Raw genomic sequence first — 14,456 nt, 5'->3', positions numbered from 1 at the left:
AGCTAAATAATCACGGTGTTGATTGAATAAGCCCTTCTGCGCTTATTACTCGTGCCACAAGATTTAATAAAGTCATCAGAATTTTCTGCGCCGTCAGACACTTCTCGAATGCCTCTCCAAGTGATAGCCACCAATACATCCCCAGCACCTGAGACTTGAATACAAGCAGTAGGTGTATCTAAACCACCAATAGAACGGGTATTTTTGGTTTCCCCTGCACCATTCATTAACTGTTCCCAGTTATATAGGTCCCAAGAACGCGTTTCTATATTAGTGCAGACAATACCGCCACTGCCTCCCCCCACAATAAGTGCAACATCACAAGACTGACTCGGCTCAGACAAGTTTCCTGCATAAGTACCTGCATAACCAGCTAATTGACTTCGATTAAGCTTCATTCTGTTGATGATATCTATTGCGAAATAGGAAGCTTGAGTCTGCTGAAAAGATTCAAAACTTCCCCGTTTAGCCACAATATGTAAATTAAAAACACCTATCAAACCGATGACGAGAATTACCATAGAAACGAGGACTTCAACCAGAGAGAATCCGTTTTGTTTTCTATTCATTTGCGTCAATCCTCCTTCGTTCGTCACATAATTGACGCTTATTTTCAAGGTTTACCTGTTAAAAATCTGTAAGTTAGCATTTTAAAGCAGAGTGTTGGTTAATCATAGATGAGTCGAATGTTACGCGCTAGTAATATTAGCATCTAAAAATGTCACCTTTTAGATCTTGTTTGTTTTTCAGGCAATAAAAAAGGAGGCTTTTGGCCTCCTTCATTTTTATTATTATGATTTTTACACGTTTTATCTTAATTCGGCAGGAACAGCAAAAACCGTATCCTCTTTTCGCCCTTCGACTTCAGTGATCACGCTTGGTGCGAGCTCAGCAATGGCATCAATCACTTGTTTTACCAGTACTTCAGGAGCCGATGCGCCTGCAGTAACAGCAACACGAGTGACATTAGCAAACCAGCCAGCATCAATATCATCTGCATTATCGACAAGATAAGCTTGAGTGCCTCGCTTTTGTGCCAGTTCTCTTAGCCGGTTTGAGTTCGAAGAGTTCTTCGAGCCAACAACAATAAACAGATCTACATCATCAGCGACATTTCGCACGGCATCCTGTCTATTTTGGGTCGCATAACAGATATCATCTTTACGCGGCCCTTCAATAGATGGAAAACGTTTCTGCAGCGCAGCAATGACATCGGCAGTATCATCCATAGATAGCGTTGTCTGAGTGACAAAACACAGATTCTCAGAGTCTTTAACAACTAGGTTAGCGACATCCTCTGGAGATTCAACCAGTAACACACTGCCTTCGGGGTTACTATACTGCCCCATAGTGCCTTCGACCTCAGGATGGCCTGCATGACCTATGAGTATACATTCAACACCTTTACGGCTTGCACGCGTCACTTGCAGGTGCACTTTAGTCACCAGAGGACAAGTTGCATCAAAGACTTTAAGGCTTCGTCGCTTGGCTTCTGCCCTAACGGCCTGTGAAACACCATGCGCACTGAATATGACAATACTGTCATCAGGAACTTGGTCTAGCTCCTCCACAAATACCGCGCCGCGATCTTTAAGATTCTGCACTACATAACGATTATGTACCACTTCATGGCGGACATATATTGGCGGAGAGAATAGCTCCAACGCCCTTTCAACAATGCTTATCGCACGATCTACACCAGCACAAAAACCTCTAGGGTTGGCGAGTTTGATCTGAAGACTGTTTGGTTTATTCATAGGTTAAAGTACCTGAACCACTTCTAGCTCAAACGTGAGCACTTGACCTGCAAGAGGATGGTTAAGATCAACCGTCACAGAGTCACCAACGACATCCCGCACTATACCGGGGATTTCACTCCCCCCAGGGCCGCCAAAGCTAACGATAACACCGGGCTCGAGCGCCATATCTGCAGGGAATTTACTTCTGTCCATATGGTGAATGGCATCAGGATTAGACTCTCCAAATGCGTCAATTGCCGCTAAGGTAAATGTGTGTGAGTCACCTTCAGACAAAGCTTGGATCTGCGCTTCAAACGCGGGGCTTAAACTTTCATCACCAATATTCAGCCGCGCAGGTTTTCCTGAAGCTTTAGTGCTATCGGCTGTCGAGCCATCTTCAAGCACGATATTCATATGGCATAAAATAGAACGTTCATCAGTCAAAGCATTACTCCTTAGCAGTACTTTTTTTATCTTGGGCTTTGTTGCGCTTCTCATCCCGATCTGAGATAAAAGAATCGATGATAATTAATGCAGCACCGACGCAGATGGCAGAATCTGCAATATTAAACGCGGGGAAATGACTCTTGTTCCAGTAGAAGTCTATGAAATCTACTACAAAACCGTGTTGAAGGCGGTCGATTAAATTCCCCAGAGCACCACCAATAACCAAAGTATATGCTAAGTTCAATCGCCACATCTGTGTTGGCTGCTTTCTAAGCCAAATAGTCAACAAAGTACTAAAGCCAATGGCGATAAAGGTAAACAACCATTTCTGCCAACCTCCAGCATCACTCAAGAAACTAAAAGCCGCACCGTAATTTCGTACATAAGTAAAACTAAAAATGGGCAATAGCTTGATTGACTCATAAAGCTCAAAATTAGCCAAAACCCATTGCTTAGAGACTTGGTCAGCGATAAATACCAGTACAACTACCCAGTACCAGCGTAAGCCGCTTTCTTTCCAATTAGATGGCATTGAGCCTTCCTCTTAAAAAAAATGACGCAAATCAGCGTCACTTCATGTTGTTTATCATATTGAGTTTACCCATATAGGCTTCAACTCATAATCAAAATAAATAAGCCTGATAACAAACATTATCAGGCTCTTAGCTTTATGATTTATGCAAACTGACGCACTTCACCTTCGCCTTCGATATTGGTCACACAGCGAGTACATAAGGTTGGATGAGTTTCAATCTGTCCAACATCCTCTCTGTGATGCCAACAACGCTCACACTTCTCAGTGACCGCTTTTAACATGCCAAGTTTAAGTGCTGGCATTTCTGTCTCAATGACATCTGCAGGTGCATCTGCAAGTGGTAACACTTGGGTCTTAGATGTGAGTAACACAAATCTCAACTCATCACCTAAGGTGTTAAGTGATTGCGCTAATGATTCATCGGCATACAAGGTAATTTCCGCTTCAAGCGAACCACCAATCTGCTTTTCACGACGCGCTTGTTCAATCACCTTATTCACTTCGCCACGAACAAGTATCAACTGAGTCCAAAGTTCATCACTGAGGTCTGACTCAAGCGTGACAGACTCAAGGCCTTCGAACCATTCTTGGGTGAACACATAAGCATCTCTTTCACCAGGAAGTAACTTCCAGATCTCATCGGCGGTGAAAGACAGAATAGGCGCGATCCAGCGAACCATAGCCTCTGAAATCAAATACAAGGCAGTTTGACAGCTACGACGTGCATGGCTATCACCTTTCGCAGTGTACTGTCTGTCTTTAATGATGTCTAAGTAGAAACTACCGAGTTCAACGGAACAGAACTGCATCAACTTCTGAGTCACTGAGTGGAAGTTATATTCTGAATAAGCTTCCAGTAACTCTTCCTGAAGCGCTGTAGCACGACGGACAACCCAGCGATCTAATGCAACCATGTCTTCAATAGCAACTGCATCTTTAACGGGATCAAAACCATTAATGTTAGCAAGTAAGAAGCGAGCCGTATTACGAATACGGCGATAAGCATCGGCACTTCGCTTAAGGATTTCATCTGATACAGTCATCTCGCCACTGTAATCAGTTGCAGCAACCCATAAACGTAAAATGTCTGCGCCAAGTTTATTGGTCACATGCTGTGGAGCAATAACATTACCCACAGACTTAGACATCTTGCGTCCATTACCATCAACGGTGAAACCATGAGTAAGCACTTGCTTATAGGGGGCTTTACCGTTCATAGCGGTTGAGATCATCAAAGATGACATAAACCAGCCGCGATGCTGATCGCTACCTTCCAAGTAAAGGTCGATATCATGACCTTTATATTCAGGACGTGATGCAACCACAGATGAGAAGCTAGAACCTGAGTCATACCATACATCTAATGTGTCAGTCACTTTACGGTATTGGTCTGCTTCATCACCGAGCAATTCTGATGCATCGAGATCCCACCAAGCTTGGATACCTTGCTGCTCAATCTTATTGGCAACACGCTCCATCAGAGAGACGCTATCAGGGTGCAGTTCATCAGTTTCACGATGGACGAATAGCGCAATAGGTACGCCCCATGTACGCTGGCGAGAGATACACCAATCTGGACGGTTTTCTACCATCTTCTCGATACGGTTCTGGCCCCAATCAGGGATCCACTGAGTCTTTTCTATCTCACCAAGCGCTTGCTTTCTTAGCCCTTTTTGATCCATAGAGATAAACCACTGAGGGGTAGCTCTAAAGATAATCGGGGTCTTATGACGCCAGCAATGTGGGTAACTATGAAGAATAGTCTCATGCTTAATCAATGCGCCCTTCTCTTCAAGAAGCGTAACCACATTAGCATTAGCTTTAAATACATGCTGACCAGCAAATATTTCAGTGTCAGGCTTGTAAACACCGTTGTCGCCAACAGGGTTAGCCACTTCAAGGCCATACTTCTGACCAATCACAAAATCATCCTGTCCGTGGCCAGGCGCGGTATGAACAACACCAGTACCAGAATCGACAGTAACGTGATCACCTAAGATGACAGGCACATCGAAGCCATAAAATGGGTGATTGAAGCGTAACAGTTCCAGCTCTTGACCTTTAACCTGAGCAATGACCTTATGAGCGTCAACGCTGTAGCGCTCCATGCACGACTCAATGAGGGCCTCGGCAACAATGATAACGCGAGCTTCACCATCTTTGACAAATTCAACCAATGAGTAATCGAGGTCGGCTGCGATAGAAAGTGCACGGTTAGCAGGTAACGTCCACGGTGTCGTGGTCCAGATAACCATAGACACAGAGCCTGCAACCTCTACACCACCAAATTTGGCGAGTAAAGCTGGCTTATCAGCTGCAACAAAGGCGACATCGATAGCCGGAGACTTCTTGTCTTCATACTCAACTTCCGCTTCTGCCAATGCAGAACCACAATCGGTACACCAATGAACAGGCTTAACGCCTTTATGTAAATGACCGCTTTCAATCACTTTAGACAGTGAACGCACGATATTGGCTTCGGTATTAAAATCCATCGTCAAATATGGGTTATACCAATCAGCAAACACACCTAAACGAATAAAGTCTTCACGCTGACCATTAACTTGCTTAGCCGCATATTCACGACACTTCTCACGAAACTCGCTAGCAGTCACCTTATGGCCTGGTTTACCTATCTTCTGCTCAACTTTCAGCTCAATAGGTAGACCATGACAATCCCAGCCAGGAATATATGGTGCGTCGAAACCAGACAGGGTTTTAGACTTAACAATAATGTCTTTCAGAATTTTATTAACTGAGTGACCAATATGGATATCACCATTGGCATAAGGAGGGCCATCATGCAAAATGAACGGCTTACGGCCAATACGGCTATCACGGATCTGCTGATACAGCCCATCTTCCGTCCAGGACTTCAACATCTCTGGCTCACGATTAGCCAGATTCCCACGCATCGGAAACTCAGTTTCCGGCAAATTCAAAGTAGATTTATAGTCGCTCATTAATCCCATACCATTCATGTTTGCTAAATAGGTTTAGCTTGCATCGAAGCCAAGTAGATCTTTGGCTTTGTTTGCATCATTGTTAATTTGTTTTTTCAGCGCATCCAAAGACTTGAATGGCTGCTCATCTCTAATCTTAGCGACCAATTCCACTTCAACGGTACGACCATAAAGGTCGCCATCGAAGTCAAAGAGGTGTACCTCTAATTGACAAACCTGGCCATTGACTGTTGGTCTAAATCCAACATTGGCCACGCCTTCATAAATATCACTGTCATCCCAATGTATCTTTACCGCAAAGACGCCTCTCACCGGAGACACTTGACGCTTTAGTGCAACATTGGCAGTGGGAAAGCCTAATGTTCGGCCAAGTTTTTCACCGTGTGCCACTTTGCCGCACAAGGTAAAAGGATGACCAAGTAAGCGTCTTGCTTGCTCCAAGTTACCTTGAGCCAGTTGCTTTCTAATCTCAGTAGAACTGACTCGCTTGTCACCCAACACAAAACTTTGAGTGCTAACGACTGCAAATTGGTGCTTTTCACCGGCGTCTTTCAGCATCTTAAAATTGCCTTGACGCTGTTTACCGAAACAGAAATCGTCGCCTATCACCAGATATTTAACCCCTAAAGAGTTAACGAGTAAGTTCTCGATAAACGCTTCGGCTGGCAAATTGGCAAATTTCTCATTGAAGTTAATACATACTAACCTATCAATCCCAAGTTCTTCGAGTAAGACTATCTTATCTCTGAGAATACTCAGTCTGGCCGGTGCCTTATCGCCTCTAAACATCTCTTGTGGCTGAGGTTCAAATGTCATTAAGGTGGCAGGAACATTTAGCTGCCTCGCCTTTTTGACCAGCTTAGTGATCACTTCAGCATGGCCGCGGTGAACCCCATCAAAATTTCCGATAGTGAGAACACAACCATGATGTGCTGGTAAAATATTGTGTATACCGCGGATTAGTTCCATTACATCACATAAATTGCAGGCCCAAGTGGGCGGATTATATACCAGCTGACAAGGATAATCAGCAATGATCTTTCTCTGAAGGGGTTGATGTCCATTTTAACGAGAACAATTGAGCATACCCTCTGCATAAATAGCAGGTCATATATCAATAAATGTCGCATAATCTCAACCACTCATTAGCTTTAAAATACTAAAGGCCGGTTTTTAATTTCCAGGGTCTAACCCCACATATCACCATGCTCAATAGATAACTCCCGCCTCCAGCTACAATTAACATTAACAGAGCTACCGCTCGTTCATGGAAAGCTTGTGCAACCCACACCTCTTGAGATGGGAGGAAGTAAAGCAGCAGGCCTACCATTACACAGGAAGATAGCAGCGCCTTAACAAAGAAAAGACCAGTTTGCTTACTCACTCTATAAACCCCCGCTTTATGCAAACCTCGATAGAGTAAACCAGCATTAAGGAACGCGGACATTGACGTTGCCAGCGCTAAACCAACATAACCGAAGGGAAAGGCGAGAATAAGGTTAAACACCATATTGCTCACCATAGCGATAATGCCATAACGTACTGGTGTTTTAGTATCCTGCCTCGAGTAATAACCCGGTGCTAATACCTTGATCAACATGAAGCTCAATAAACCACAGCCGTATGCCATTAAGCTATAAGATGCCATTTCCACATGATGCAAAGTAAATTCACCTCGCATAAATAGCACCATCAGCATAGGCTTTGCTAATACAATCAATCCACACATGGCTGGCATACCCAGTAGTAGGATGGCTTTAACCCCCCAGTCCATGGTGGACTCGAACTCTTTTTCTTCAGCATTGACGTGTTTCTTCGACAGCGCAGGCAAAATAACCGTTGCTATCGCGATTCCAAATAAGCCTAAGGGAAATTCGAGTAATCGATCTGAATAATAAAGATAACTAATGGACCCTGTCATTAAGAAGCTGGCAATGAAGGTATCTAGCAATAGATTGATTTGAGACACTGAAACACCAAAAATCGCCGGGAGCATCAAGGTACGGATTTTGGTGACCCCCGGATGCTTCCAACCCCACACGGGCTTAACCAGCGCCTTTTCTTTAATCAAGAAAGGAATTTGGAATAAGAACTGAATCAAACCACCTAAAAAAACACCAATAGCCAAACCAATTTCGGCTTGCTCCATATTAGGCGAAATAAATATCGCTGCACTGATGATGGCAATATTTAAAAAAACAGGCGTGAAAGCCGAAACGGCAAATCGGCCTCGACTATTCAAAATAGAGCCAGCAAGCGCGGTGAAAGTGATAAACCATAGATAGGGGAAGGTAATTTTTAACATCAATGAAGCGAGTTCAAATTTCGCGCCATCAGGTTCATCATTGACCCAGGCTAAAAACCAACCGCCACCAAAAAGAGCCGTTAATACTGGAGAACCAATAACACCGACAGCGGTTACTAGGGTGATAATAACGCCTAAAGTTCCCGCAACCTTAGACAACAAATCTCTGATCTCATCTGAGGTTTGTTTCTGTTGATATTCCGTTAATACAGGGACAAATGCCTGTGCAAAAGCACCTTCAGCGAAAAGTCTTCTTAAAAAATTAGGAATTTTATTGGCAAAGAAAAATACGTCGGCACTGGTTCCGGCTCCCATCAGGTTGGCAATAACGACATCCCTGACTAAACCCAACACACGAGAAATCAACGTCATAGCACTAACAATCATGCCTGACTTCAATAGTTTTCTACTCAAAAAACCCCCTGATCTGAGCGAAATAGTTCAGGTGAGTCGTATCAAAAGTGATTTTCCCCCTGTCACAGCCTAATAAATGCTGCTAGAATTAGCGCCCATATTACACGAGTTAGGTTGAAGATAGCCAAGTCTGGTTGGATTAATTTATCTTTAAGATAAAGATTCAATCATTGTCATTGACAAAGTGACAAAAAAGAGGCATATTCCCGACCTTTAAAATATCTAACCCTATTTAGGAGTTGCACCTTGGCTAATAGCAAGTCTGCAAAGAAGCGCGCGCTTCAATCTGAAAAACGTCGTCAGCATAACGCTAGCCGTCGTTCAATGTTACGTTCATACGTAAAGAAAGTTATCGTTGCAATTAATGCTGGCGATCACAAAGCGGCTACTGAAGCATTTAATGCTGCACAACCAATTGTTGACCGTATGGCGACTAAAGGCCTTATTCATAAGAATAGAGCTGCTCGTCAGAAGTCTCGCCTAAACACTAGAATTAAAGCACTTGCTGCTTAAGTTCTACGTTTATGCTTAAAAAAACCGGCTTAGGCCGGTTTTTTTATATCTAAAATTTATCATTGGGCATAAAAAAGCAGAGCCATAGCCCTGCTTATTAATCAACTCTGGTCAATAAACCAGAGTTAGTGACAGTAAATGTTATTCAGCAGCTTAATAATTTCAGACACCTCTTTACTCTTTAAAGAGTAAAATACTGTTTGAGCTTCCTTACGGGTCTCAACTAAATTATCTTTTCTAAGCCAAGCTAAATGCTGAGATAAAGCAGACTGGCTTAATCCCAATTTTTTATTCATCTCACCAACACACATCTCACCTTCATCAAGAAGATAACATAGGATAAAGAGACGGCGCTCATTAGCCAAAGCCTTCAACATCACAACGGCTTGGTCTGCCCGTTGCTGCATTAATTCAATATTCATTACGAGCAATTTCTCCTAAAACAATCCCCGCTACTAATATAGCGTCGCCTTACAGATATAGTCGGGACATAAAGCACACTTTTTGCTAGATTGTTTTCAAAAGTGGGACATACATAATAAAAACAAAGGAAACTTATGAGAAACACATGTCGTACCCTACTAATAGGTCTGCTTTTCGGCAGCTTAATGGGTTGTGAAAGTACACAGTCAGAAAGTAAAAATATTCAAATCTCGCAGCAATTACAGCAACAAGCCTTACGATCAAATTTAGCTTATGATCTGGTTGAATCACTGACAGTCGAAGTTGGCCCCAGATTAGCCGGCAGTGAAAAAGATCTCATCGCAGTCAAATGGGCAGAAGATAAGCTTAACAGTTTAGGCTTCGATAGAGTTTACAAGGAGCCTGTAGAGGTGCCAGTCTGGGACCGAGGCAGTGCAAAAGCGACGGTGATCTCCCCCTACCCTCAAGGACTTGTTATTACCGCCTTAGGGGGAAGTGTAGCGACCCCTGCTGATGGTATCACCGCACCCATTGTTCGCTTTGAGACACTTTCAGATTTAAAAGCAGCGCCTGAGGGCTCATTAAACGGGAAAATAGCTTTTATCGATCATAAGACCGAGCGTCACACAACCGGCAAGGGTTATGGTAAAACCGTAGGTGGTCGTTCACGCGGCGCAGTTGCCGCAGCCACAAAAGGCGCACTCGCTATCGTCATCCGCTCAATAGGCACTGACCATGACAGAATGGCCCACACGGGCATGATGCGTTATCAAGATGATGTTCAACGTATTCCTGCCGCCGCACTATCAAGCCCTGATGCCGATCAGCTCAACTTGATGCTTAAGCGCGATCAAAATGTGGTGTTAAATCTTAAGATGACACCGCAAAGTCATGGCTATACAACTTCCTACAATGTCATCGCTGAAATTATAGGCTCAAGCAAGCCCGATGAGATTGTACTTATCGGTGCACACCTGGACTCATGGGATGAGGGCACTGGCGCATTAGATGATGGTGCTGGTGTCGGCATTGTGACTGCTGCAGGAAAACTGATTCAAGACTTGCCACAAAAGCCAGCCAGAACCATTCGAGTCGTACTTTACGCCGCCGAGGAGTTAGGTCTCATTGGTGGTAAAGCCTATGCCAAAGCTCATAAGGATGAACTCAATAAGCACTATATTGCTGCAGAATCTGATTTTGGTGCTGGTCTCATCTATCGAATTGATTATCGAGTCGCCGAGCAGGCTTTTGAAGATGTTTTAACGCTTAGTGCGCCCATGATATCTAATGGTGTCGCTATGGGTAGCAACACAGCCTCTGGTGGCCCAGATGTGTCTATGCTACCAAAGCAAGGCGTCCCAGTTGCCTCACTGAGACAAGATGGCCGTGATTACTTCGATTATCACCACACACCAAATGATACTTTGGATAAAGTGAACTCAGAGTCGTTAAAGCAGAACGTGGCCGCTTATGCCCAGTTTGCTTATCTGATGGCACAATCGGAAGTTGAGTTAAGACCCATTGAGGTTGCTAAATAGCTGTTAGCGCTTCAGCTGCTTTTGCCTTTGGGCACGATTCAGCCTTCTATTGGTAATCTACTAGGCCACTGTTTATCGTAACAGTGGCCTTTTTGCTTCGAATGAAGCTCGATGAAATTTTCTCTTTGGCATAGCTGATATTGGATAAGTAATTCGAAGGCCGCCCCTTCATGGTTACCTATCGCTTGCTGCGGGCTTATGTGCAGATGCTTCTGCGACACGCTGACTATTGATTTTATGTGAGTTATCCCTATACACTCTGCGGCTTCATCCCAGAAACCTAAGCTCACAGCCGTATCTACACGGGGTTATTTACAAGAAAGGTTTTGGCTTTATTGCTAATGACCTATAACTCGCCTTTTCCCCAAAATTTGCTAGCCTTCAAATTAAAGCTGATTGCATTTTTTGTTCGGTTCATTTGGCTTAATTCGTATTGGGATTTGTGATTGAAGGCCGTACCTTCAATATAACCAAACGCCTGTCCGGCGAGGAATGTGCAGCTACTTCTGCGGCGCGCTGTGAATATATCCCTATACGCTCTGCGGCTTCATCCTTGAAGCCGAAGTCCGCAGCCGAACCTACACTCGGTTATTTCTCTCTTCAATTGTGGTTATGGCTAGTGTTCCGTAACTCACTTATGCCCCAAAAAGCGTTACATCTCGAAGCGAGCCCAAAGTGTTCACCTGACTTTGATATACAAAAAGTAATGAATGGCAATAAGGCAAGACCTGACCCTACTTTTTACCTTAATTCACACTTAATGAATTAGCATTTTTTTGACTCAATGTTTGTAGTGATGACAATAGATCTTCCAATACAGGTCCAGAAGCATGACGACGCGACACTAAACAGCCCATAGGCGTTAACCAACCATCAAACTCATGAGCGATGGGCAATGCGACTAGCTTTTTCACAGCCAATAGTTCTGTCACTGCTTGCTCAGGTACGATTGTCCACCCTATTCCTCTGCAAGCTAAATCAAGCAGAGTTTGGTGAGTGTTGGCATACCACTGCTTTGAGCTTATCCCATAACTGAACCACAGTTCTTTATGCTCTGAACTGCGATGCACTAATTGGCGATGCCCTTTTAACGCTGTATCATTCACTACAGACAAAGCTGCTAATGCATGTTCAGGTGCCACCACGGTCAAAAAACGGGTTTGGCCTAATGTGAAAAAATCCATATCCACTTTAAGTTCACCATCTGCATACACAATACCTACTTGTGCTTTTCCTTCTCTAACTAGCTCTTCAACATCAAAAGTGGAAGTGGTGATTATTTCCACATCAGTCACAGGGAACTTATCGGCTAACTCTGCCAGTATTTGCAATAAATCATCATTAATTAAGCTTTCATCTATCGCGATAACCAGCTCGTATTCAAGCTCTCTTTCTAACGATTCTACTTTTTGATCAAAATATTTTTGTTGATGCAAAATCGATTGAGCAATTGGCAACAGCACTTTGCCTTTTTCTGTTAGTGCTGGCGTATTTTTCTCGCGGTTAAACAGCTCTTGGTTAATGGAGATCTCTAAGTTGGCAATGGCCTGGCTTACACCAGATTGAGCACGCTTTAATTGACGAGCTGCTGCCGAGAACGATCCACTTTCACATACGGTGACAAAGATTTTTAATTGCTCAAAACTGTACAAGTCATTAGCTCACTAAATAGATTAAGCATTCAAGCTATCACGATTCGTGATGGCTGTTAACTTTATCTCTTTCATTCGCTCTCTATAATCGCAGCTTCATTATTTTTAAATGTATCAATAACGATTAAGAGGCATCGCTATGAAAGCCAATGAACGAATTTTCCATGCAGTATTATTTGAAGTATTAGCTGTATCACTGTCTATCATGGGATTAGCTATGTTTACCGATTATGATGTTACCGCCCTATCAGGAACAATGATAGTTGTTGCGACTATCGCTATGATTTGGAATTTTATTTATAACTGGATTTTCGATCAATTTTTCACAGGCGAGAAAACACAACGCACTCTTTCATTACGCATTTTTCACGTTGTTTTATTTGAATTAGGGTTACTGATCGCCACTGTTCCGGTTATGGCTTACTTATTAAACGTAAGTATCTGGGAAGCCTTTGTGATGGATATTGGCGTAACCATCTTTATCACCATTTACGCATTCACCTTTAACTGGGTATACGACAGTGTAAGAGTGGTATTGGTGAGAAGAGTGGCAAGATCTGAGTCTTTGGTAATGTGAGTTTGAAATTAGATGTGATTTAAAGAACAACCTGCTGATTGGCGGGTTGCTTTGATTGGTTTGTTTCTCTCCAAATCCTAAAACCTACAATCGTGATGACCACACAATCAGAAAGGAGGTCATCGTGGTATTGATAAACAGTGCGCGACGAAGTGGCGCTAAAAAACCATTTCGACTTGAAGGGATTTGACGTATTCGAACTAGGCTAAACAAAGGGGTCGCAGCTAATTAGCTATTGCTCAAATCGAAGAAATAAACACTCAGGTGTGAACGCGGCTGTGACCTTCGACATCAGGGATGATGTCGCAGAGCCCACAGGGATTGTGCTCGCGGCGTGTCGCAGAAGTGTTTGCACATCCCTCGCCGGGCAGGCGTTTGATAACAGCTAAGCATTGGTACTCAGCAAACTACCAAATACCAATAACGCAAAACAAAATGTAATCAAGCTTCATTCGAAGGCTTACCTACAACTGTTCTTCCCGTAAAAACACGGGTGAAAGCGGCGTCGATTCAGCTTCACAGTAATGATATCCAGCACTGTCGAATTTGATCAGCTCTGCAAGACTACTCACCTTGTTATCGAGAATATAACGCACCATCATGCCGCGGGCTTTCTTGGCGAAAAAGCTAATCACCTTGTACTGACCATTTTTTCGGTCTTTAAATACCGGAGTAATGACCGTGCCCTTCACGAGCTTAGGCTTAACCGCCTTGAAGTATTCATTTGATGCCAGGTTAACAAGGATATCGTCGCCCTGCTCTTCTAGCGCTAGATTAACTTCATCGGTAATGGTATTGCCCCAAAACTGATAAAGATTAGTGCCATACTGGTTAGCTAAACGCGTGCCCATCTCTAAACGGTAAGGCTGCATCAAATCTAAAGGGCGTAGAAGGCCATATAAACCAGATAGGATCCTAAGGTGCTTCTGAGCTCGTGCAATGCCTTCAGCAGGCAAAGAGTCGGTATCTAGGCCGGTATACACATCACCACGAAAAGCATATAAGGCTTGCTTGGCATTGTCAGTTGAAAACTCTGGACTCCAACTCGCGAAACGAGCAGCATTTAGCCCAGCTATCTTGTCACTCACTTTCATCAAAGTGGCGATGTCGATAGGAGTGAGTTTTCGGCACTCTTCAATCAGCTGAGCGCTGTGATCAACTAATTTGGGCAAGGTATGTTCAGTCGTCCCTGCAGGGTTGTCATAATCTAATGTCTTTGCTGGCGAAACTAAAACTAACATTGCTAATCCTTACTAAGCTCTAATATAAGCATCATACTGATGCAGGCATAAAAAAACCACGCTAATTAGCGTGGTTTTTTAGATAGAGCCGATTCAGTTTACCGAATCA

At 43.5% G+C, this 14,456-nt stretch carries 13 protein-coding genes; 3 read left to right on the top strand and 10 right to left on the bottom strand.

The features are described from left to right. Positions 1-2 precede the first annotated feature (2 nt). The 7 genes from pilV to murJ all read right to left on the bottom strand — a co-directional run bounded on the left by pilV (position 3) and on the right by murJ (position 8,403). On the bottom strand, positions 3-569 hold the full coding sequence (pilV, locus tag FM038_RS06150) for a type IV pilus modification protein PilV (protein WP_142872443.1): 567 nt from the start codon (positions 567-569) through the stop codon (positions 3-5). Between the two features lie 240 nt (positions 570-809). Further along, positions 810-1,757 carry a 4-hydroxy-3-methylbut-2-enyl diphosphate reductase gene (gene ispH / locus FM038_RS06145; protein ID WP_142872442.1) on the bottom strand — a complete coding sequence of 316 codons (948 nt, stop codon included), beginning with the start codon at positions 1,755-1,757 and terminating at the stop codon, positions 810-812. A gap of 3 nt (positions 1,758-1,760) precedes the next feature. Further along, positions 1,761-2,183, bottom strand: coding sequence for an FKBP-type peptidyl-prolyl cis-trans isomerase (fkpB, locus tag FM038_RS06140; RefSeq protein WP_142872441.1), 423 nt, complete (start codon positions 2,181-2,183; stop codon positions 1,761-1,763). Positions 2,184-2,187: 4 nt separating this feature from the next. After that, complete coding sequence (gene lspA, locus FM038_RS06135; RefSeq protein ID WP_142872440.1) at positions 2,188-2,718, bottom strand: signal peptidase II; 531 nt, start codon at positions 2,716-2,718, stop codon at positions 2,188-2,190. A 143-nt stretch (positions 2,719-2,861) separates the two neighbouring features. Further along, complete coding sequence (gene ileS, locus FM038_RS06130; protein ID WP_142872439.1) at positions 2,862-5,684, bottom strand: isoleucine--tRNA ligase; 2,823 nt, start codon at positions 5,682-5,684, stop codon at positions 2,862-2,864. A gap of 33 nt (positions 5,685-5,717) precedes the next feature. Beyond that, complete coding sequence (gene ribF / locus FM038_RS06125) at positions 5,718-6,653, bottom strand: bifunctional riboflavin kinase/FAD synthetase (protein ID WP_142872438.1); 936 nt, start codon at positions 6,651-6,653, stop codon at positions 5,718-5,720. Between the two features lie 190 nt (positions 6,654-6,843). Then, positions 6,844-8,403: a murein biosynthesis integral membrane protein MurJ gene (gene murJ / locus FM038_RS06120; RefSeq protein WP_142872437.1), complete on the bottom strand. Its 1,560-nt coding sequence runs from the start codon at positions 8,401-8,403 to the stop codon at positions 6,844-6,846. A 246-nt stretch (positions 8,404-8,649) separates the two neighbouring features. On the opposite strand from murJ, the gene rpsT reads away from it, so the two are divergent. Then, a complete protein-coding gene (gene rpsT, locus FM038_RS06115; RefSeq protein ID WP_142872436.1) occupies positions 8,650-8,916 on the top strand; it encodes a 30S ribosomal protein S20 in 267 nt (88 codons plus the stop codon). 125 nt (positions 8,917-9,041) lie between these two features. On the opposite strand, the gene FM038_RS06110 is transcribed toward rpsT, so the two are convergent. Then, positions 9,042-9,338 carry an ArsR/SmtB family transcription factor gene (locus tag FM038_RS06110; protein ID WP_142872435.1) on the bottom strand — a complete coding sequence of 99 codons (297 nt, stop codon included), beginning with the start codon at positions 9,336-9,338 and terminating at the stop codon, positions 9,042-9,044. A gap of 135 nt (positions 9,339-9,473) precedes the next feature. Here FM038_RS06110 and FM038_RS06105 point away from each other — a divergent pair, with 135 nt between their 5' ends. Further along, on the top strand, positions 9,474-10,877 hold the full coding sequence (locus FM038_RS06105) for a M28 family peptidase (protein WP_142872434.1): 1,404 nt from the start codon (positions 9,474-9,476) through the stop codon (positions 10,875-10,877). A gap of 746 nt (positions 10,878-11,623) precedes the next feature. On the opposite strand, the gene FM038_RS06100 is transcribed toward FM038_RS06105, so the two are convergent. Continuing rightward, positions 11,624-12,529: a LysR family transcriptional regulator gene (locus FM038_RS06100; RefSeq protein ID WP_142872433.1), complete on the bottom strand. Its 906-nt coding sequence runs from the start codon at positions 12,527-12,529 to the stop codon at positions 11,624-11,626. A 139-nt stretch (positions 12,530-12,668) separates the two neighbouring features. Here FM038_RS06100 and FM038_RS06095 point away from each other — a divergent pair, with 139 nt between their 5' ends. Further along, positions 12,669-13,106, top strand: coding sequence for a PACE efflux transporter (locus FM038_RS06095; RefSeq protein ID WP_185965764.1), 438 nt, complete (start codon positions 12,669-12,671; stop codon positions 13,104-13,106). A 464-nt stretch (positions 13,107-13,570) separates the two neighbouring features. On the opposite strand, the gene yaaA is transcribed toward FM038_RS06095, so the two are convergent. Then, complete coding sequence (yaaA, locus tag FM038_RS06090) at positions 13,571-14,347, bottom strand: peroxide stress protein YaaA (protein WP_142872431.1); 777 nt, start codon at positions 14,345-14,347, stop codon at positions 13,571-13,573. Positions 14,348-14,456: the final 109 nt, after the last annotated feature.

This window comes from Shewanella eurypsychrophilus (assembly GCF_007004545.3).
In the GTDB taxonomy this organism is placed as follows: domain Bacteria; phylum Pseudomonadota; class Gammaproteobacteria; order Enterobacterales; family Shewanellaceae; genus Shewanella; species Shewanella eurypsychrophilus.
This window is presented reverse-complemented; position numbering and strand designations above follow the sequence as displayed.

What these genes read in the sequence shown, in the direction of transcription:
- pilV (WP_142872443.1), bottom strand. Translation starts at nt 569, where the DNA reads ATGAATAGAAAACAAAACGGATTCTCTCTGGTTGAAGTCCTCGTTTCT.
- ispH (WP_142872442.1), bottom strand. Translation starts at nt 1,757, where the DNA reads ATGAATAAACCAAACAGTCTTCAGATCAAACTCGCCAACCCTAGAGGT.
- lspA (WP_142872440.1), bottom strand. Translation starts at nt 2,718, where the DNA reads ATGCCATCTAATTGGAAAGAAAGCGGCTTACGCTGGTACTGGGTAGTT.
- ileS (WP_142872439.1), bottom strand. Translation starts at nt 5,684, where the DNA reads ATGAGCGACTATAAATCTACTTTGAATTTGCCGGAAACTGAGTTTCCG.
- ribF (WP_142872438.1), bottom strand. Translation starts at nt 6,653, where the DNA reads ATGGAACTAATCCGCGGTATACACAATATTTTACCAGCACATCATGGT.
- FM038_RS06110 (WP_142872435.1), bottom strand. Translation starts at nt 9,338, where the DNA reads ATGAATATTGAATTAATGCAGCAACGGGCAGACCAAGCCGTTGTGATG.
- FM038_RS06105 (WP_142872434.1), top strand. Translation starts at nt 9,474, where the DNA reads ATGAGAAACACATGTCGTACCCTACTAATAGGTCTGCTTTTCGGCAGC.
- FM038_RS06095 (WP_185965764.1), top strand. Translation starts at nt 12,669, where the DNA reads ATGAAAGCCAATGAACGAATTTTCCATGCAGTATTATTTGAAGTATTA.
- yaaA (WP_142872431.1), bottom strand. Translation starts at nt 14,347, where the DNA reads ATGTTAGTTTTAGTTTCGCCAGCAAAGACATTAGATTATGACAACCCT.